Source organism: Streptomyces sp. RerS4 (assembly GCF_023515955.1).
Taxonomy (GTDB): domain Bacteria; phylum Actinomycetota; class Actinomycetes; order Streptomycetales; family Streptomycetaceae; genus Streptomyces.
Genome location: NZ_CP097322.1, coordinates 1,254,194 through 1,270,819, shown reverse-complemented (window position 1 = coordinate 1,270,819; position 16,626 = coordinate 1,254,194). Strand labels below are relative to the sequence as shown.

The following is a 16,626-nucleotide window of genomic DNA, read 5'->3' as shown; positions in this document are numbered from 1 at the left end:
CGATCAGCGTATTCGCTCCAACGGCAGCCGGGCCCGCACCCGCCAACCCTCCCCGTGGGGGCCGGTTTCGGCCTGGCCGCCGAGGAGGGCGGCCCGTTCCCGTATCCCGCGCAGTCCACTGCCGCCGCCCGTCATGACGGCCATGCGTGTGGGCAGCGGGTTCGTCACCTCCAGGAGCAGGCGCCGCGGCGTCATCTCCACCCGCACGCGCACGGGAACGGGGCCGCAGTGGCGCAGCACGTTCGTCAGGGCTTCTTGAAGGATGCGGTATCCCTCCCGGGTGACGGGGCCGGGCAACTTCTCCAACGGCCCGACCAGTCGGGCGTCGACCGCCGCTCCCGAGGCGCGAGCCGACTCCAGCAGCCGGTCGGCCTCGGCCAGGGTCGGCCGCTGCGAGGGCGTCTGCGGGGATTCCCGCAGCACCAGCAGTACCCGTTCGAGATCCTCCAGCGCGGCCCGTCCCGTCTCCTCGATGGCGCTCAGCGCGCGATCGGTGAACTCCGGGTCGCCGGCGGTCCGCGCGGCTCCCGCCTGGACGACCGCCACGGTCAGCGCGTGCCCGATGGAGTCGTGCAGCTCCCGCGCGATGCGCGTGCGCTCCAACAGCTGCTCCGTACGCGCCTCCAGGGCCGTCAACCGCTCCGCCGCCGAAGGCCCCAGCAGCCGCCGGGCGATCGCCGTGATCAGCTCGCCGAGTACGACGACGACCAGGATCAGCACGACGAGCGGCACCGGCGCGAGCAGCGCCGCCGCCCAGGGCGCCGGGGTGAGGGGCAGGGCCGGATCAGCCGTCAGCGGCCGGCCGAGCGCGAGCGCGATCAGCTCGACGGACAGCACCGGGAGCGTGACTGTCGCGTACATGGCGGCCCCCGAGACCAGCAGCCGTATCTCCAGCCACAGCACCGTCCGCCACCGGTCGCCCCAATGGGCCGAGGGCCGCGCGCTGATCCCGTCGTCCTCGACCTCCGGGTTCTGCGGGGTCAGCAGGAACCGCGCCTGGAGCCCCTCCGCCAGCCGCACCCACGGGACGAAGCCGAAGGGCATGACGATCAGCAGCGGCATCCACGGCGACGTGCGGTGGATGAACATCCACAGCGCGAGGAGCAGCACCGGGACGCACAGGTGCAGCCACCGTGAGTACGTCACGGGCCGGAGCGGGGCGCGGAGCATTCGGATCATGCGGCCATCCTGGCAGGGGCCGGCCGGCGGGCGTCTCCCCCACGTGGGGGAGACGGCACCCTCGCACGGGGGAGGGAAGGGGGGTGGGCCGGCGGCGAATCTTGAGCCATGAACCGCATCGAGATTCGCGAACTGACCAAGGACTACGGCACCCACCGGGTCCTCGACCACCTCACCTTCGACGTCCTGCCCGGCCGCGTCACGGGCTTCCTCGGGCCGAACGGCGCCGGGAAGTCCACCACCATGCGCCTGGTGTTGGGCCTCGACCGACCGACCGCCGGTACGGCCACGATCGGCGGCCGCCCCTTTACGGCCCTGGCGAACCCGCTGCGGCACGTCGGGGCGCTCCTCGACCCCCAGGCCGCCCACGGGGGGCGCAGGGCCCGCGACCACCTGCTCATGCTCGCCGTCAGCAACGGGATGTCGGCCTCCCGGGTGGACGAGGTACTGGAGCGGACGGGGATAGGGTCCGTCGCCCGGCGCCGGATCGGGACCTTCTCGCTCGGCATGCGACAGCGCCTGGGCATCGCCGCCGCCCTGCTGGGCGATCCGGGCGTGCTCCTGCTGGACGAGCCGACCAACGGCCTCGACCCCGAGGGCATCATCTGGATCCGCGAGCTGATGCGGGGCCTCGCCGCCGAGGGTCGTACCGTGCTTGTCTCCAGCCATCTGATGGCCGAGTCCGCCTCCTTCGTCGACCACCTCGTCGTGCTCGGGCAGGGCAGGCTCCTCGCCGACACCCCGATACGGGAGTTCATCGACGCCCGGAGCAGCCCGAGGGCGCGGCTGCGGACCTCGGAGCCGGCCCTGCTGGAGAGTGCCCTGGCGCGGGAGGGCTTCGCGATGGTCGCGGGTGAGGACGGGCGGTGGACCGTCGAGGGGATACGGGCCGAGCGACTCGGCGCCCTCGCCGCCCGCGAGGGCATCCCGGTCCTCGAACTCGCCGATGAACGCGCCTCGCTGGAGCAGGCCTACCTCGACCTCACCGCGGAGCGCACCACCTTCTCCGCCACCACCACCTGAAACAGATCGGAGCCACCACCGTGACCGCCGCAGCCCTGCCCACCCTTCCCGTCCTGCGCTCGGAATGGATCAAAATACGGTCCGCCCGATCGGTCGTCATATCGCTGGCGGCGGTCTTCGTCGCCACCGCCGGCATCACCGCCTTGACCGCGGCGGCCGTCGGGACGTCCGAACCCGACGCCATGGGCGCGGACCGTCTCCTCGGAGCCTTCTTCGGGGTCAACTTCGGCCAGGTCGCCGCCGTCGCGTTCGGCGCCACGGCCTTCGCCGGAGAGTTCCGCGAAGGGGCTCTGCGGGTCTCGCTGACCGCCGTGCCCAACCGGACGCGCCTCTACCTGTCCAAGGTCCTGACGGTCGCCGGACTCGCCTTCGTCGTCGGCCAGATCACCGGTCTGGTCACCTTCCTCGGCGGTCAGGCCCTGATGGGGGAGTACGCCCTCACCCTCGAAGACCCCGGCACACTGCGGGCCGTCTTCGGCAGCGGGATCTACCTGACGCTCATCGCCCTGTTGGCGGCCGGGCTGACGGCCCTGGTGCGCAGCGGAACCCTCGTGATGGGCCTGCTCATCCCCCTGCTGCTGATCGTGCCGTTCGTCGTCGGGCAGGTCGCCGGCGGAGCCGGGGAGTTCATGCCGGACCGGGCCGGGCAGGTGGTGATGCGGATGGAGGCGGAGGGATCCCTCGGCCCCTGGAGCGGCCTCGGGGTGACCGCGCTGTGGGCCCTCGCGGCTCTGGCCGCCGGGTGGTTCGCCCTACGGCGCAGGGCCGCGTGACGCCGGGCCAATTGTCAGTGGGGACCGAAATACTGACGGTATGACCACGGCAGAGCATCTCGACCTGATCGACCGGTTGCGGGCCCAGGTTTTCCCGGACCGGCCGGTCCGGCTCGGCCGGCACGCCAGTGGGCCCGGCCACCACCTGGCCCTGCTGGGCGGGACGGCGGACTTCTGGGAGGACGACGGCTCGCGCCGGGCCGAGGCGGCCGACCAGATCGGCGCCGAGTACGCGGCGCTCGTCCTGGCCCTGACCGGTCGTTGGGGGCCGCCGCAGATCTTCACCCTGTCCTCCCCGGCCCGGGGAGGGCCGGACGAGGAGGAGATACCGGAGCCATGGCAGGAGATCGGCAACAGCACGGACCACGTGCACCTGTGGTGGGTGGAGGACCGGTGGCTGGTGGTCTGCGTGGTGCGGGGGGCCGAGGAGGATCCCTACCTGCTGATGGCGGGGGTCACCGTGACCGACCCGCCGTAGGCCGTAGCCGCAGCCGTAGCAGAGGGAAAGGGGGAAACCGGGCCGAACCGGGGGTGGGCCCGGGGGCGCTTTTCAGGAAGGCGCGTGGCCTTCGGCCGCCGCGCGGAGCCGGCCGTACTCGGCGGCCATGGAATCGGCGCTCCAGTGGGCGTTGAGTCCGCTGGGGTTGGGCAGCGCCCAGATGCGGGTGGAGCCGATGGTGCGCTCCTGGGGGCCGATTTGCGCCCGCCGTTCCCCGAAGGCCGTGCGGTATGCGGTGACTCCGACGACCGCCAGCCACTGGGGGCGCAGCAGTTCGACCTTCGCCGTCAGGATTCGGCCGCCCTCGCGGAACTCCTCGGCGCTCAGCTCGTCGGCGCGGGCCGTGGCCCGTGCCACGACGTTGGTGATGCCGAGCCGGTAGGACAGGAGCTCCTCCTGTTCCGCGGGGGCGAGGCGGCGCGGGGTGAAGCCCGACAGATGCAGGACCGGCCAGAAGCGGTTGCCGGGGCGGGCGAAGTGGTGGCCCGTCGCGGCGGAGAGGAGACCGGGGTTGATTCCGCAGAACAGCACGCGCAGACCCCCCGCGACCACGTCCGGGAGGACGCGGTCGCGGGCGGCTTCGAGCTCGTCGGGGGTCAGAGGATCGACCCCGGCGCGTACCCGGCGGCTTCCGGGTGTTCCTTGGCGATCGCCTCGATCCGCGCGACCACGGTCGCCACCTGGTCGCCGGCCGCGCCCGTGAAGGACAGCTTGTCGGCCATCAGGGCGTCCAGCTGCGCACGGTCCAGCGGCATGCGCTCGTCGGCGGCCAGCTTGTCCAGCAGTTCGTTGCGTTCGGCGCCCTGCTCGCGCATCGCGAGAGCGGAGGCCACCGCGTGCTCCTTGATGACCTCGTGAGCGGCCTCGCGGCCCACGCCGGCGCGCACCGCGCCCATCAGCACCTTGGTGGTGGCGAGGAACGGCAGGTAGCGGTCCAGCTCGCGGGCCACGACGGCCGGGAAGGCGCCGAACTCGTCGAGGACCGTCAGGAAGGTCTCCAGCAGGCCGTCGAAGGCGAAGAACGCGTCGGGCAGGGCCACACGGCGGACGACGGAGCAGGAGACGTCGCCCTCGTTCCACTGGTCGCCGGCGAGCTCGCCCGTCATCGAGGCGTAGCCGCGCAGGATGACCATCAGGCCGTTCACGCGCTCGCAGGAGCGGGTGTTCATCTTGTGCGGCATCGCGGAGGAGCCGACCTGGCCGGGCTTGAAGCCCTCGGTGACCAGCTCGTGGCCGGCCATCAGCCGGATCGTCTTCGCGATCGAGGACGGGGCGGCGGCCAGCTGCACCAGGGCGGTGACCACGTCGTAGTCCAGCGAACGGGGGTAGACCTGGCCGACGGAGGTGAAGGCCTGCGAGAAGCCGAGGTGGGCGGCGATGCGCTGCTCCAGGTCGGCCAGCTTCGCGGCGTCGCCGCCGAGCAGGTCGAGCATGTCCTGAGCGGTGCCCACCGGGCCCTTGATGCCGCGCAGCGGGTAGCGGTCGAGGAGGTTCTCCAGGCGGTCGTAGGCGACCAGCAGCTCGTCGGCCGCGGTGGCGAAGCGCTTGCCCAGAGTGGTCGCCTGAGCGGCCACGTTGTGGGAGCGGCCGGCCATGACCAGTTCGGCGTGCTCACCGGCCAGCTTGCCGAGACGGGCCAGGACGGCCACCGTGCGGTCGCGGGCCAGTTCCAGGGAAAGGCGGATCTGGAGCTGCTCGACGTTTTCGGTGAGGTCGCGCGAGGTCATGCCCTTGTGCACGTGCTCGTGGCCGGCGAGGGCGTTGAACTCCTCGATGCGGGCCTTCACGTCGTGCCGGGTGACCTTCTCGCGCTCGGCGATGGAGGCGAGGTCGACCGTCTCCAGGACGCGCTCGTAGTCGGCGAGGGCGGCGTCCGGGACCTCGATGCCGAGGTCCTTCTGGGCGCGCAGCACGGCGAGCCACAGCCGCCGCTCCAGCGTCACCTTGTACTCGGGGGACCACAGGACGGCGAGCTCCGCAGACGCGTAGCGGCCGGCCAGGACATTGGGGATGCGGGGCTTGGCTGTCACGTGGAGTGATTCTACTTGGGCCCCGGCTGTGTGTTTACGCAGGTAGGGGCACCGCCCTCGATTGTGGGTTGCTACGAGAGCGGCGAGGACCCGTACGGCAGCAGCTCCGGACGCTTCGAGGGACGACCGTCGCCCGAGGAGCGGCCCGTCAGGCGGCGGCCGATCCACGGGAGCAGGTGCCGGCGCGCGAAGCGTACGTCCTCGGTCCGGCGAGCCGCCCACCCGGGTGGCGCCGAGGGCGGCAGCGGCGTCCGCCAGTCTTCCTCCGCCGGCAGCCCCAGCGCCTGCCAGACCGCCTCCGCGACCCGGCGGTGCCCCTCGGCGGTCAGGTGCAGCCGGTCGACGTCCCACAGGCGCGGGTCGGCGAGGGCGGGAGCCCCGTAGAGGTCCACCAGCAGTGCGCCGTGCCGGGAGGCGAGCTCCTCCAGCAAGGCGAAGAGCTCTTCCATGCGCGGCCGGAAACGTTCCATCACCGGCCCGTTGCGGGCCGGCGAGCGCATCAGCACGAGCTGCTTGCACGAGGGGGCGAGCAGGCCCACGGCCTCCTCCAGGTGGCCGCGCACCCGCCCCATGTCGACCTTGGGACGCAGGGTGTCGTTCAGCCCGCCCACCAGCGTCACCACGTCGGCGCCCATCGCCGCCGCCACAGGGGCCTGGTCCGTGGCGATCTGCCCGATCAGCTTCCCGCGGACCGCGAGGTTCGCGTAGCGGAAGTCGGGCTCGCGCGCCGCGAGGCGGGCGGCCAGCAGATCGGCCCAGCCCCGGTACGAGCCGTCCGGCAGCAGGTCGGACATCCCCTCGGTGAAGGAGTCGCCGACCGCGACGAGACTGGTGTAGGAAGCATTCATTTCCATGGCGGAGCGATGTTACCGCGCGGTACCCCGGCCCCACAGGGCCAGGGCACCCACGAGCGGGCAAGAAGCCGGCTACGCGTTCGACGGGCGGCCGAACAGCTCGCGCAGCACGTCCTCCATCGTCACCAGACCCGTCATGGCCCCGTCCGTCCCGAGGACCGCCGCCAGGTGCGTACGGCTGCGCCGCATGGCGGTGAGCACGTCGTCCAGCGGGGTGTCCGCCCGCACCTGGGCGATCGCGCGCAGCGCGGACAGCGGGAAGGGCTCGTCCCGCTCGGTGATGTCCAGGGCGTCCTTGACGTGCAGGTAACCCAGGATCCGGTGCTGCGCGTCGACGACCGGGAAGCGGGAGTACCCGGTCTCGGCCGACAGGCGCTCCAGGGCGGCGGGAGTGATGCCCTCCCGGGCCTGAATCACATGCTCCGACGGCAGCACCACATCGGTGACCGGCCGCCGGCCCAGCTCCAGGGCGTCGTGCAGCCGTTCGCTCGCGCGGTCGTCGATGAGCCCGGCTTCACTGGAGTCCTTGACGATGCGGGCCAGCTCGTCGTCCGAGAACGTCGCCGCGACCTCGCCCTTCACCTCCACCCGCAGCAGCCGCAGCAGGCTGTTGGCGAAGGCGTTGATCGCGAAGATCACCGGCTTCAGCGGCCGCGTCAGCGCCACCAGCGGCGGTCCCAGCAGCAGCGCCGTACGCACCGGCTCGGCGAGCGCCACGTTCTTCGGCACCATCTCGCCGAACAGCATGTGCAGGTACGTCGCCAGCGCCAGGGCGACCGCGAAGGAGATCGCGTGCGTCAGGGCGGACGGCACCCCGACCGCGCCGAGCAGCGGCGTCAGCAGATGGGCGATCGCCGGCTCGGCGACCACGCCCAGCACCAGCGTGCACAGGGTGATGCCCAACTGCGCGGCGGCCATCATGGCCGACACGTGCTCCAGGCCCCACAACACCGCGCGCGCCCGGCGATCGCCGTGCTCGGCGTGCGGTTCGATCTGGCTGCGCCGCACGGAGATCAGGGCGAACTCGGCGCCCACGAAGAACGCGTTGACGACGAGCGTCGCCAGACCGATCAGCAACTGGATCGCGGTCATCGGACCCCCTCCGTCCCCGGGGAGCCCTCGCCGTCGGCGGGCTCGGCCGGCATGTGCAACAGCACCCGCGCCGCCCGGCGCCCACCCGCGTCCACCACGTCCAGGCGCCAACCGTCCAGTTCCAGGCTGTCACCCACCTCGGGAATGCGGCCCAGCTCGGTCGCTATCAGCCCCGCCAGGGTCTCGTACGGCCCGTCCGGCACCCGCAGTCCGATGTGCCGGAGCTGGTCGGTGCGGGCGGCGCCGTCGGCGGAGTAGAGCCGGCGCCCGGAGCCGTCCGTACCGGCCGGGGCCAGGTCGGACGTCTCGTGCGGGTCGTGCTCGTCGCGGACCTCGCCGACGACCTCCTCGACGATGTCCTCCAGCGTGGCCACACCGGCCGTGCCACCGTACTCGTCGATCACGACGGCCATCGTCTGCTTGCCGGAGAGCCGGTCCAGCAGCCGGTCCACGGTCAGCGACTCGGGTACGAGCAGCGGTGGGCGCAACAGCTGCGAGACGGGATGGTGGCGGCGCTCCTCGGCGGGCAGGGCGAGCACGTCCTTGATGTGGACGGTGCCGACGACGGTGTCGAGGCTGCCCCGGTAGACGGGGAAGCGCGACAGGCCGGTGGCCATGGTCGCGTTGGCCACGTCCTCGGCGGTGGTCTGCACGTCGAGGGCGGTGACCTGCACGCGGGGGGTCATCACGTTCTCCGCGGTCAGGTCGGCCAGGTTCAGGGTCCGCACGAACAGCTCGGCGGTGTCCTTCTCCAGGGCACCCGCCTTCGCGGAGTGCCGGGCCAGGGCGACCAGCTCCTGCGGGGTGCGCGCGGAGGCCAGCTCCTCGGCCGGCTCCAGACCCAGGCGTCGGACCAGGTGGTTGGCGGTGGTGTTGAGATGGGTGATCAGGGGCTTGAAGGCCAGGCTGAACAGGCGCTGCGTCGTGGCCACCCGCTTGGCGACGGCCAGCGGCGACGAGATCGCCCAGTTCTTCGGGACCAGTTCACCGACGACCATCAGGGCGACGGTCGACAGGACGGTGCCGAGCACCAGGGCGGTGGAGGAAGCGACGGAGGAGGAGAGCCCGATGGCCTCGAAGGGGCCCTTGAGCAGGGCGGCGATGGACGGCTTGGAGATCATGCCGATGACCAGGCCGGTCACGGTGATGCCGAGCTGGGCGCCGGACAGCTGGAAGGTGAGGCTGCGTACGGCGGTCAGGGCGCTGTCCGCGCCGCGCTCACCGCGCTCGACGGCCTTCTCCAGCTCGGCGCGCTCGACGGTCGTCAACGAGAACTCGGCCGCGACGAAGGCGCCACAGGCAAGGCAGAGCAGCAGCGCCACGACGAGTAGGAGCACTTCGGTCATCGGTCGTTCACCTCCGTCCCATGATCAGCCAGGAGGAGGGGGAGCGCGCGATGTCGCGTGCGGGCGGGTCGGGGACTGGGAGGCTCGCCCATGGGCGGACGCTCACACCTTTCGTCGGAAGGGAGTCGCGGGGGGAGTGCGAGTGCGGGAGGTGCCCGCTGCACCCATGGTAAAGGAACAGCAAAGGGAGCGGATCATCCTTTTGGTCGAACTGCTGCCGCCTGCGGCTCTGCCCGACACGACCTAGTCGGCGGAGCGGCGGGCCGAGCCGATCACGCAGTACGACGTGGGCAGCGCCGGGCCGCGCTCCGGGAGGCGGAACGCGCGCTGCGACACGATCCGGAATCCCGCCGCCTCGATCGAGGCGAGGGGGTCGCGGGCGGTGTGGCAGCCCCCGAAGAGGCGGGGCCAGATCGTCCGGTCCAGGGCGCGCTGCACGGCGGCCATGCCGGGGCCGGGGGCGAGCCCGTGCTCCAGGAACCGCAGCTCGGCGTCGGGGCGGAGTACCCGGTGCAGCTCGGAGAGGGCGCGCGGCAGGTTCCGTACGGTGCACAGCACCAGGGAGGCCACCGCCACGTCGAAGGCCTCGCTCTTGACGGGGAGCGCCTCGGCCACACCCGGTACGAGGTCCACCGGCACCTCGGCGTGCAGCGCGGCGGTCGTGGCGAGGCGGCGCAGGGTGCGCTCCGGCTCGATGGCGACGACCTCGGACACGGCGCGGGGGTAGTGCGCGAAGTTCAGGCCGTTGCCCGCGCCGACCTCGATGACCCGGCCGGAGACGCCGCGCAGCAGCTCCCGGCGCAGCGAGGCCATCCCGGCGTGCGTCTCGGCGGCGGCGCTGGCGCGGGCGTAGAAGCGGGCGAAGCACGGGTGGTGGACCGGGTCGGGGGGAGCTGCCGGCATGGCGGGCCTCCGGGCGCGGGTCGGGGGCTGACACGGACAGGCGTGCCCTGCCCGGCCCTTCCCCGCCCGACCCCACCCCGAAACCGCCCACTCCGCGCGGACCCCCGCCGGCCCCACCCGCCGCCCCGACACCGGAGCCGACCCACGCCACGCCACGGGCCCCGGCCGCCGGGGCCCGAGGCGGCGTACTGCCACCGCGGCGGGGCCGCCGCGTGAAGCAGGCCGGGGGCAGCCGCCGAGCCGGCGACACCGAGCCGGCGACACCGAACCGGCGACACCGAGCCGGCTGCGCCGGTCCGGCGCCGCGCGGCCGGGGGCGTCGGGCTCCGTCAGGCGGGCCAGGACTTCAGGAAGGAATCCGCCGACCAGGTTCCGTGCAGGGGCGGGGCGAGCCAGGTGGGGGCGGTGGTGCGGAAGGCGGTGGGGGACAGGGAGCCGGCGCCCTGGGGGACGGCGCCCAGGAGAGACGTTCCCGACACCTCGGGGAGGTCGGCGAGGTTGCAGCGGGACGCCAGATCGGGCGCATCGGGCCAGCTGCCGACGACCACTCCGAGCGGGCTCAGGGCACGGGCCCGCAGGGCCTCCGTCGTCAGGGCGGTGGTGTTCAGCGTGCCCAGCCCGGCCGCGGCCACCACCAGCACCGGGGCCGACAGCAGCCGCGCCGCGTCCGCCAGGGTGTGGCCCGCTTCGTCGAAGCGGACGAGCAGCCCGCCCGCGCCCTCCACGAGCACCAGGTCGTGCGCGGCGGCCAGCCGCGAGGCCGCCTCCGCGATCTCGGCCGGGGCGAGCGTCGCCAGCCCGGAGCGCCGCGCGGCGGTGTCCGGGGCCAGCGGCTCGGGGTAGCGGGCCAGTTCGACCGCGGTCACGGACGCGCCGGCGAGGCGTACGACCTCGGCGGCGTCCCCGGGCTCCTCCGGCCCCACGCCCGTCTGCGCCGGCTTGAGCACCGCAACCGTTCGCCCGGCGGCCACGGCCGCGGCCGCGATCGCCGAGGTGACGACGGTCTTGCCGATCTCGGTGCCCGTACCGGACACGACGATCACGGACATGTCAGCCCTCCCCGGCCGCGGCGACGACCGCCCGGCAGATACGGGCCACCTCGGCGTCCGACGTGACGAACGGCGGCATGGTGTAGATCAGGTCGCGGAACGGGCGCACCCACACGCCCTCCCGGACCGCCGCCCGGGTCGCCGCCCACACATCGACGGGGTGATCCAGCTGGACGACGCCGATCGCGCCGCGCACCCGTACCTCCCGCACCCCCGGCAGCGCCGAGGCCGCCGCGAGGCCCTCGCGCAGGCCCGCTTCGATCCGCTTGACCTCGCCCGCCCAGTCCTGGTCGAGCAGCAGGTCGACGGAGGCGAGGGCCACCGCCGTGGCGAGCGGGTTGCCCATGAACGTCGGCCCGTGCGCGAGCACCGGCACCTCGCCCCGCGAGATCCCGTCGGCGACCCGCTCCGTGCACACGGTGGCGGCGAGGGAGAGGTAGCCGCCGGTCAGGGACTTGCCCAGGCACATCACGTCCGGGGTGATGCCCGCGTGGTCGGCGGCGAACAGCGCGCCGGTCCGCCCGAAGCCGGTGGCGATCTCGTCCAGGATCAACAGGACCCCGTACTCGTCGCACAGCTCGCGCAGCACCCGCAGGTAGCCCGGGTTGTGGAAGCGCATGCCGCCCGCGCCCTGCACCACCGGCTCCACGATGACGGCGGCCAGCTCGTCGGCGTGCGCCGCGATGAGGGAGCGCAGGTGGTCGACGTACGCCGGGTCGAGCGGGGTGTCGAAGTCGCCGGGCGGGGCGTCCGCGAAGACCTGCCGGGGCAGGTGGCCCTGCCACAGCTCGTGCATGCCACCCTCGGGGTCGCAGACGGCCATCGGCTGCCAGGTGTCACCGTGATAGCCGCCGCGCCAGGTCAGCAGCCGGGTCTTGCCGGTCCGCCCCAGCGAACGCCAGTACTGCAGGCACATCTTGACGGCGACTTCGACGGACACCGACCCCGAGTCGGACAGGAACACGTGCTCCAGCCCGGCCGGGGTGATCTCGACGAGCCGGGCCGCGAGCCGGACGGCGGGCTCGTGCGTGAGCCCGCCGAACATCACGTGGGACATCCGGCCGAGCTGCGCGGTCGCCGCCTCGTTGAGCACCGGGTGGTTGTAGCCGTGGATGGCCGACCACCAGGAGGACATGCCGTCGATGAGCTCCTCCCGCCCCTGGGCGGGCGCGGCGAGCCGCAGCCGCACGCCCGAGGCGGAGGAGACCACGAGGTTCTCCTGCCGTCCGGGCATCGGGCCGTACGGGTGCCAGACGTGCCGCCGGTCCAGGTCGAGGAGTTCGGCGGTGTCCGACGCCCGGTCGAGCGGGTCGTGCAGGGCGGACTGATCAGGCATTCGGGGCGATGTCCGTTCCCGCGCCGCGGCGACGTACGGCCACCAGGTCGGAGCGCACCTCGCCGGCCTCGGCCTGAGCCGGAGCCGAGGCCGCAGCCGGCGTCGCAGCCGCGCCCGGGGTCGCAGCCGCCGCCGCGACCGGGGTCCGCTCGGCGGCCGGCGCCTCACCGTGCCCGGAGCAGCCGCCGCACGCCGAACCGCATCCGCCGCCCGAGGCACCCTCGGCGGGCGCCGCCGAACCGCACATGCCGCCCGCCGGAGCGGCGGCCGCGACGTCGGAGCGGTGCGCGGGCAGGGTCGACGTACCGGCGCCCTCCACCTCGAAACCGGCGTCCGCGATCATGTCGAGGTCGGCCTGACCGGCCTGGCCCTCGCTGGTGAGGTAGTCACCGAGGAAGATCGAGTTGACCAGGTGCAGGGCCAGCGGCTGCATCGAGCGCAGGTGCACCTCGCGGCCGCCCGCGAGGCGGACCTCGACGTCGGGGCAGACGAAGCGGACCATCGCGAGGATCCGCAGGGCGCGCTGCGGGGTGAGGTTCCACTCCTTGGCGAGCGGCGTGCCCTCGAAGGGGATGAGGAAGTTGACGGGCACCGAGTCGGGGTCCAGCTCGCGCAGCGAGTAGACGACGTCGACCAGGTCCTCGTCGCTCTCGCCCATGCCGGCGATCAGGCCCGAGCAGGCCGACAGACCGGCGGCGTGCGCCTTCTGCACCGTATCGACACGGTCCGCGTAGGTGTGCGTCTTGGTGATCGAGCCGTACGTGGCCTCGGACGTGTTGAGGTTGTGGTTGTAGGCATCCGCACCCGCGTCGCGGAGCTTCTCGGCCTGACCGTCGGAGAGCAGACCCAGGCAGGCGCATACCTCGACGCCCTCGTTCTGCTCCTTGATGGCCGCGATCGTCTTGCCGACGCGGTCCACGTCCCGGTCCGTCGGACCGCGTCCGCTCGCCACCAGACAGACCCGCTTGGCGCCGCCGGCGACGCCGGCCGCGGCGGCCTGGGAGGCCTCCTCCGGCTTCAGCCACGTGTACTTCAGGATCTCGGCCTTGGATCCCAGACGCTGGGAGCAGTACGAGCAGTCCTCGGGGCACAGCCCCGACTTGAGGTTGACCAGGTAGTTCAGCTTGACGCGACGCCCGAACCACTGGCGGCGCACCTTGCCGGCCGCGGCCACCACGTCGAGCAGTTCGTCGTCAGAGGTCGCCAGCACGGCGAGTGCCTCTTCACGGGTCGGCAGCTCGCGCCGCAGTCCCTTTTCCACCAGGGTGTTCAGCAGGTCCATGGGCCCGATCCTGGACCACACGACCACTCCCGGCCAAGGAGAGATCGGACAACATGGCCGGAAGGGAGTGTGTGGATCGCCACATCCGCCCCTTGAGTCCCGGCGGCTAGGGTCGAGCAGATCTGTCGACTGCCGACAAAACGCGAGGACCGCCGATGACCCAGCACACACCGGAACCCGAGGACGTCTTCGCCTGGATCGACGGCGCGGAGCGGGCGCGTGAACAGGCAGGACTGGTACGCGCCCTGCGCCCGCGCCCCGCCGACTCGCCGCTCCTCGACCTGGCGAGCAACGACTACCTGGGCCTGACGCGGCATCCTCGGACGGTACGCGGAGCTCAGGAGGCGGCCGCCCGCTGGGGAGCCGGTGCCACTGGATCCCGCCTGGTCACGGGGACGACCGAGCTTCATGCCGAGCTTGAGCGGGAGCTCGCCGCCTTCGCCGGGTTCGAGGCGGCGTTGGTGCTGTCCTCGGGTTACGCGGCCAATCTCGCCGCCGTCACCGCGCTCAGCGACCGGGGCACGCTGGTGGTCTCCGACGCCGGGAACCACGCCTCCATCGTGGACGGCTGCCGCCTGTCCCGCGCGGAGGTCGCGATCACCCCGCACAGCGATCCGGAACCGGCGCGCAAGACCCTCGCCGCCCACGAGGGCCGGGCCCTGCTCGTCACCGACTCGGTGTTCTCCGTCGACGGGGACGCCGCCCCGCTCGCCGCCTACGCCGAGGCCTGCCGCGCCGAGGGCGCCGCCCTGGTCGTGGACGACGCGCACGGGCTCGGGGTGTTGGGGGAGGGCGGCCGGGGCGCGCTGTACGCGGCCGGGCTCGCGGGAGCCCCGGGGGTGGTCGCGACGGTGACCCTCTCCAAGTCGCTCGGCAGCCAGGGCGGCGCCGTGCTCGGACCGGCGAAGGTGATCCGGCACCTGATCAACACGGCCCGGACCTTCATCTTCGACACCGGCCTGGCCCCCGCCGCCGCGGGGGCGGCGCTGGCGAGCCTGCGCCTGCTCCGGGAGGAGCCGCAGCGCGCCGAGCGGGTCCGGGAGGTGGCCGGCGAACTGTACGGGCGACTCACCGCGTCCGGCCTGACCGCGGCCAGGCCGGACGCGGCCGTGGTGTCGGTGCGGGCCCCGTCGGCCTCGGCGGCACTGCGCTGGGCCGCCGACTGCCGCGAGGCAGGACTGTCCGTGGGGTGCTTCCGTCCGCCGTCGGTGCCGGACGGCATCTCCCGGCTGCGGCTGACCGCTCGGGCCGATCTCACGGGGGACGAGATCGTCCGGGCGGTCGAGACGGTCCTGCGGACCGCGCCGGCCGGCGCCACGGAGCTCTAGGGCGACGTCAGAGGGCCACGTCCGCCCGTACGGAGGCGAGGAAGCCGTCCCAGGCCGGCCCGGTGAAGAGCACGGCCGGGCCGTCCGTCCGCTTGGAGTCGCGGACGGCCAGCAGTCCGCCGGTGAGGGCGGCCGCTTCCACGCAGTTGTTCATTCCGGTACTGCGGCTGCTGCGCCGCCACCGCGCGCTGTGCAGAAGTCCGCCGGTGGATAAGGGGGTTGCGGACACGGGGGTGCCTCCTTGTTACGTGTCGTCAGCGAGTGAGCTGATGAGATCCGACGAGTCACGGGGCGGGAGGGCGTGCGCCTGGATGGTGCGGAACGCGGCGCTGTACGCCTCAAGGTCTTCCTTCCGCTCCAGATAGAGGCTACTCGTCAAATGGTCGAGTACCACCACATCCAGATCGGCGATGTTCGGAAATGAGAAGATGACGAACGGTCCTGTCAGGCCGAGATGCCCCCCCACGGTGAACGGCAGCACCTGGAGGCGAACTTGCGGCAGCCGCGCCACCTCCACCAGGTGCCGCAGCTGCTCGCGCATCACCTCCGGCCCGCCGATCTGCCGGCGCAGCACCGCCTCGTCCAGCACGGCGCTCAGCTCCAGCGGCGGATCCGCCCGCAGCACCGACTGCCGTGCCAGCCGTACGTCGACCAGCGCGTCCACCTTCGGCTCCGGCAGCCCGCCGAGCGCGGCCCGGGTCACGGCCCGCGCGTAACCGGAGGTCTGCAACAGCCCCGGCACGACCGACAGTTCCACGGTCCGGGCCGAGCGGGCCCCCGCCTCAAGGCTGATGAAGTCGCGGTACTCCTGCGGGAGCAGCCCCCGGTAGTCGTGCCACCACTGCCGCCCGCGCTCCTCGTCACCGTTCGCCCCGGGCCCGGCCGCCGACGCGCCGAGCGCCTCCAACAGCGCGCGCTGCTGGGCGCTCACCACGTCCCCGTAGGCGTCCAGCAGCAGCCGGATGTCCTGTGACTTCACGCCACTGCGCCCGGTCTCGATGCGGCTGATTTTCGACTGGTGCCACCCGAGGATCCGGGCGACCTCACCGCTGGTCAGTCCGGAGCGGTCGCGCAGGGCGCGCAGCTCCTCGCCGAGCTTGCGTCGACGTACGGCGGGACCGTGCTGCATACCCGCTCTCCTTCCACCGGCACAGCTCGCACCAGTCTGCCGTCCAAATACGCTCTTCCGTAGCAGAGTTCACCGCATTGAGCGACAGATATATGCATATCTTGGGGGATCGACGGAAACAGCGGCACGATGGGTGGCACTCTGGCGCTCAGCGTAGATCCGGGGCGGCACCGTCCCGGTGGGAAAGGGACGTCGCCATGGCAGATCAGCAGGAAGCATCCGTCACTCTGCCGAGCGACCCGGTCTCGGTCGCCGCCGCCCGCCGGTACGTCGCCCGGGTCCTGGGCGACTGGGGACTGCCCGAGGACACCGACACCGCCGACGCCATCCGCCTCATCGTCTCCGAACTCACCACCAACTCCGTCCAGCACACCTTCGGCCAGTCGCCCACCTTCACCGTCGACCTCCGCCTGGAACGCGAGGAGTGGCTGCGCATCGGCGTCACCGACAGCCACCCGCGCCGACCCCGTCGCCTCCCCGCCGCCGTCCAGCAGGACAACGGCCGCGGCATGGTCATCATCCGCTGGCTGGCGGCCGAGGCCGGCGGCCGGCTCTCCGTCACCCCGACGGAGGACGGCGGCAAGACCGTGTGGATCGCCCTGCCCTGGCCCGCCGGCACCCCCGCGCGCAGCGCCCAGGGCCGCTGACCCCGAGGCCTGCCCCGGGCTCCCACGTGTCGTATACGGCGAGCGGGCGCGCGCCCTCGCCCAGTTGAAGTGTGCGCCCATCCGAAACGTGGGTTAACGCGGTCGAAAACTGCCGACCCTAGCGTGGGATCCGGGGCGGCATTCACCAACGATCAC

The 16,626-nt window shown here is 72.8% G+C and carries 17 protein-coding genes; 5 read left to right on the top strand and 12 right to left on the bottom strand.

All coding sequences use genetic code 11. The features are described 5' to 3' along the window. Positions 1-3: 3 nt before the first annotated feature. Positions 4-1,179, bottom strand: a complete 1,176-nt coding sequence (locus tag M4D82_RS05750) for a sensor histidine kinase (RefSeq protein ID WP_249765002.1) — start codon at positions 1,177-1,179, stop codon at positions 4-6. Positions 1,180-1,287: 108 nt separating this feature from the next. Here M4D82_RS05750 and M4D82_RS05745 point away from each other — a divergent pair, with 108 nt between their 5' ends. The 3 genes from M4D82_RS05745 to M4D82_RS05735 are packed head-to-tail and all read left to right on the top strand — an operon-like array spanning position 1,288 to position 3,453. After that, positions 1,288-2,202, top strand: coding sequence for an ABC transporter ATP-binding protein (locus M4D82_RS05745; protein WP_249765001.1), 915 nt, complete (start codon positions 1,288-1,290; stop codon positions 2,200-2,202). Positions 2,203-2,222: 20 nt separating this feature from the next. Then, positions 2,223-2,975 carry an ABC transporter permease gene (locus M4D82_RS05740; RefSeq protein WP_249765000.1) on the top strand — a complete coding sequence of 251 codons (753 nt, stop codon included), beginning with the start codon at positions 2,223-2,225 and terminating at the stop codon, positions 2,973-2,975. A 40-nt stretch (positions 2,976-3,015) separates the two neighbouring features. Then, complete coding sequence (locus tag M4D82_RS05735) at positions 3,016-3,453, top strand: hypothetical protein (RefSeq protein ID WP_249764999.1); 438 nt, start codon at positions 3,016-3,018, stop codon at positions 3,451-3,453. Positions 3,454-3,525: 72 nt separating this feature from the next. Here M4D82_RS05735 and mug read toward each other — a convergent pair whose 3' ends face one another. The 9 genes from mug to bioB all read right to left on the bottom strand — a co-directional run bounded on the left by mug (position 3,526) and on the right by bioB (position 13,366). After that, positions 3,526-4,074 carry a G/U mismatch-specific DNA glycosylase gene (gene mug / locus M4D82_RS05730; RefSeq protein WP_249771498.1) on the bottom strand — a complete coding sequence of 183 codons (549 nt, stop codon included), beginning with the start codon at positions 4,072-4,074 and terminating at the stop codon, positions 3,526-3,528. Continuing rightward, a complete protein-coding gene (gene purB / locus M4D82_RS05725) occupies positions 4,071-5,504 on the bottom strand; it encodes an adenylosuccinate lyase (protein ID WP_249764998.1) in 1,434 nt (477 codons plus the stop codon). The genes mug and purB overlap by 4 nt, the downstream gene beginning before the upstream one ends. A gap of 71 nt (positions 5,505-5,575) precedes the next feature. Continuing rightward, complete coding sequence (locus M4D82_RS05720) at positions 5,576-6,358, bottom strand: SGNH/GDSL hydrolase family protein (RefSeq protein ID WP_249764997.1); 783 nt, start codon at positions 6,356-6,358, stop codon at positions 5,576-5,578. A gap of 72 nt (positions 6,359-6,430) precedes the next feature. Beyond that, positions 6,431-7,450 carry a hemolysin family protein gene (locus tag M4D82_RS05715; RefSeq protein WP_249764996.1) on the bottom strand — a complete coding sequence of 340 codons (1,020 nt, stop codon included), beginning with the start codon at positions 7,448-7,450 and terminating at the stop codon, positions 6,431-6,433. After that, the gene (locus tag M4D82_RS05710; RefSeq protein WP_249764995.1) at positions 7,447-8,796 is read right to left on the bottom strand and encodes a hemolysin family protein; all 1,350 of its coding nucleotides are present in this window, start codon (positions 8,794-8,796) and stop codon (positions 7,447-7,449) included. The genes M4D82_RS05715 and M4D82_RS05710 overlap by 4 nt, the downstream gene beginning before the upstream one ends. Before the next feature lie 243 nt (positions 8,797-9,039). Then, positions 9,040-9,699, bottom strand: a complete 660-nt coding sequence (locus M4D82_RS05705) for a class I SAM-dependent methyltransferase (protein WP_249764994.1) — start codon at positions 9,697-9,699, stop codon at positions 9,040-9,042. Positions 9,700-10,028: 329 nt separating this feature from the next. Further along, positions 10,029-10,748, bottom strand: coding sequence for a dethiobiotin synthase (gene bioD, locus M4D82_RS05700; RefSeq protein ID WP_249764993.1), 720 nt, complete (start codon positions 10,746-10,748; stop codon positions 10,029-10,031). Position 10,749: 1 nt separating this feature from the next. Beyond that, the gene (locus M4D82_RS05695) at positions 10,750-12,084 is read right to left on the bottom strand and encodes an adenosylmethionine--8-amino-7-oxononanoate transaminase (RefSeq protein ID WP_249764992.1); all 1,335 of its coding nucleotides are present in this window, start codon (positions 12,082-12,084) and stop codon (positions 10,750-10,752) included. Then, complete coding sequence (bioB, locus tag M4D82_RS05690; protein ID WP_249764991.1) at positions 12,077-13,366, bottom strand: biotin synthase BioB; 1,290 nt, start codon at positions 13,364-13,366, stop codon at positions 12,077-12,079. The genes M4D82_RS05695 and bioB overlap by 8 nt, the downstream gene beginning before the upstream one ends. Before the next feature lie 155 nt (positions 13,367-13,521). On the opposite strand from bioB, the gene M4D82_RS05685 reads away from it, so the two are divergent. Further along, positions 13,522-14,694: an 8-amino-7-oxononanoate synthase gene (locus tag M4D82_RS05685; RefSeq protein WP_249764990.1), complete on the top strand. Its 1,173-nt coding sequence runs from the start codon at positions 13,522-13,524 to the stop codon at positions 14,692-14,694. 7 nt (positions 14,695-14,701) lie between these two features. Here the strand turns inward: M4D82_RS05685 and M4D82_RS05680 are convergent, their stop codons facing one another. Then, positions 14,702-14,923, bottom strand: a complete 222-nt coding sequence (locus M4D82_RS05680) for a DUF397 domain-containing protein (RefSeq protein ID WP_249764989.1) — start codon at positions 14,921-14,923, stop codon at positions 14,702-14,704. 15 nt (positions 14,924-14,938) lie between these two features. Then, positions 14,939-15,823, bottom strand: coding sequence for a helix-turn-helix domain-containing protein (locus M4D82_RS05675; protein WP_249764988.1), 885 nt, complete (start codon positions 15,821-15,823; stop codon positions 14,939-14,941). 197 nt (positions 15,824-16,020) lie between these two features. Between M4D82_RS05675 and M4D82_RS05670 the strand changes: the two genes are divergently transcribed. Continuing rightward, positions 16,021-16,470, top strand: a complete 450-nt coding sequence (locus tag M4D82_RS05670) for an ATP-binding protein (protein ID WP_249764987.1) — start codon at positions 16,021-16,023, stop codon at positions 16,468-16,470. Positions 16,471-16,626: the final 156 nt, after the last annotated feature.

Coding starts and splice junctions, on each gene's coding strand:
- M4D82_RS05705 (WP_249764994.1), bottom strand. CDS start 9,699: ATGCCGGCAGCTCCCCCCGACCCGGTCCACCACCCGTGCTTCGCCCGC.
- M4D82_RS05710 (WP_249764995.1), bottom strand. CDS start 8,796: ATGACCGAAGTGCTCCTACTCGTCGTGGCGCTGCTGCTCTGCCTTGCC.
- M4D82_RS05750 (WP_249765002.1), bottom strand. CDS start 1,179: ATGATCCGAATGCTCCGCGCCCCGCTCCGGCCCGTGACGTACTCACGG.
- M4D82_RS05715 (WP_249764996.1), bottom strand. CDS start 7,450: ATGACCGCGATCCAGTTGCTGATCGGTCTGGCGACGCTCGTCGTCAAC.
- M4D82_RS05685 (WP_249764990.1), top strand. CDS start 13,522: ATGACCCAGCACACACCGGAACCCGAGGACGTCTTCGCCTGGATCGAC.
- M4D82_RS05745 (WP_249765001.1), top strand. CDS start 1,288: ATGAACCGCATCGAGATTCGCGAACTGACCAAGGACTACGGCACCCAC.
- M4D82_RS05695 (WP_249764992.1), bottom strand. CDS start 12,084: ATGCCTGATCAGTCCGCCCTGCACGACCCGCTCGACCGGGCGTCGGAC.
- bioD (WP_249764993.1), bottom strand. CDS start 10,748: ATGTCCGTGATCGTCGTGTCCGGTACGGGCACCGAGATCGGCAAGACC.
- bioB (WP_249764991.1), bottom strand. CDS start 13,366: ATGGACCTGCTGAACACCCTGGTGGAAAAGGGACTGCGGCGCGAGCTG.
- M4D82_RS05675 (WP_249764988.1), bottom strand. CDS start 15,823: ATGCAGCACGGTCCCGCCGTACGTCGACGCAAGCTCGGCGAGGAGCTG.
- M4D82_RS05670 (WP_249764987.1), top strand. CDS start 16,021: ATGGCAGATCAGCAGGAAGCATCCGTCACTCTGCCGAGCGACCCGGTC.
- M4D82_RS05720 (WP_249764997.1), bottom strand. CDS start 6,358: ATGGAAATGAATGCTTCCTACACCAGTCTCGTCGCGGTCGGCGACTCC.
- M4D82_RS05735 (WP_249764999.1), top strand. CDS start 3,016: ATGACCACGGCAGAGCATCTCGACCTGATCGACCGGTTGCGGGCCCAG.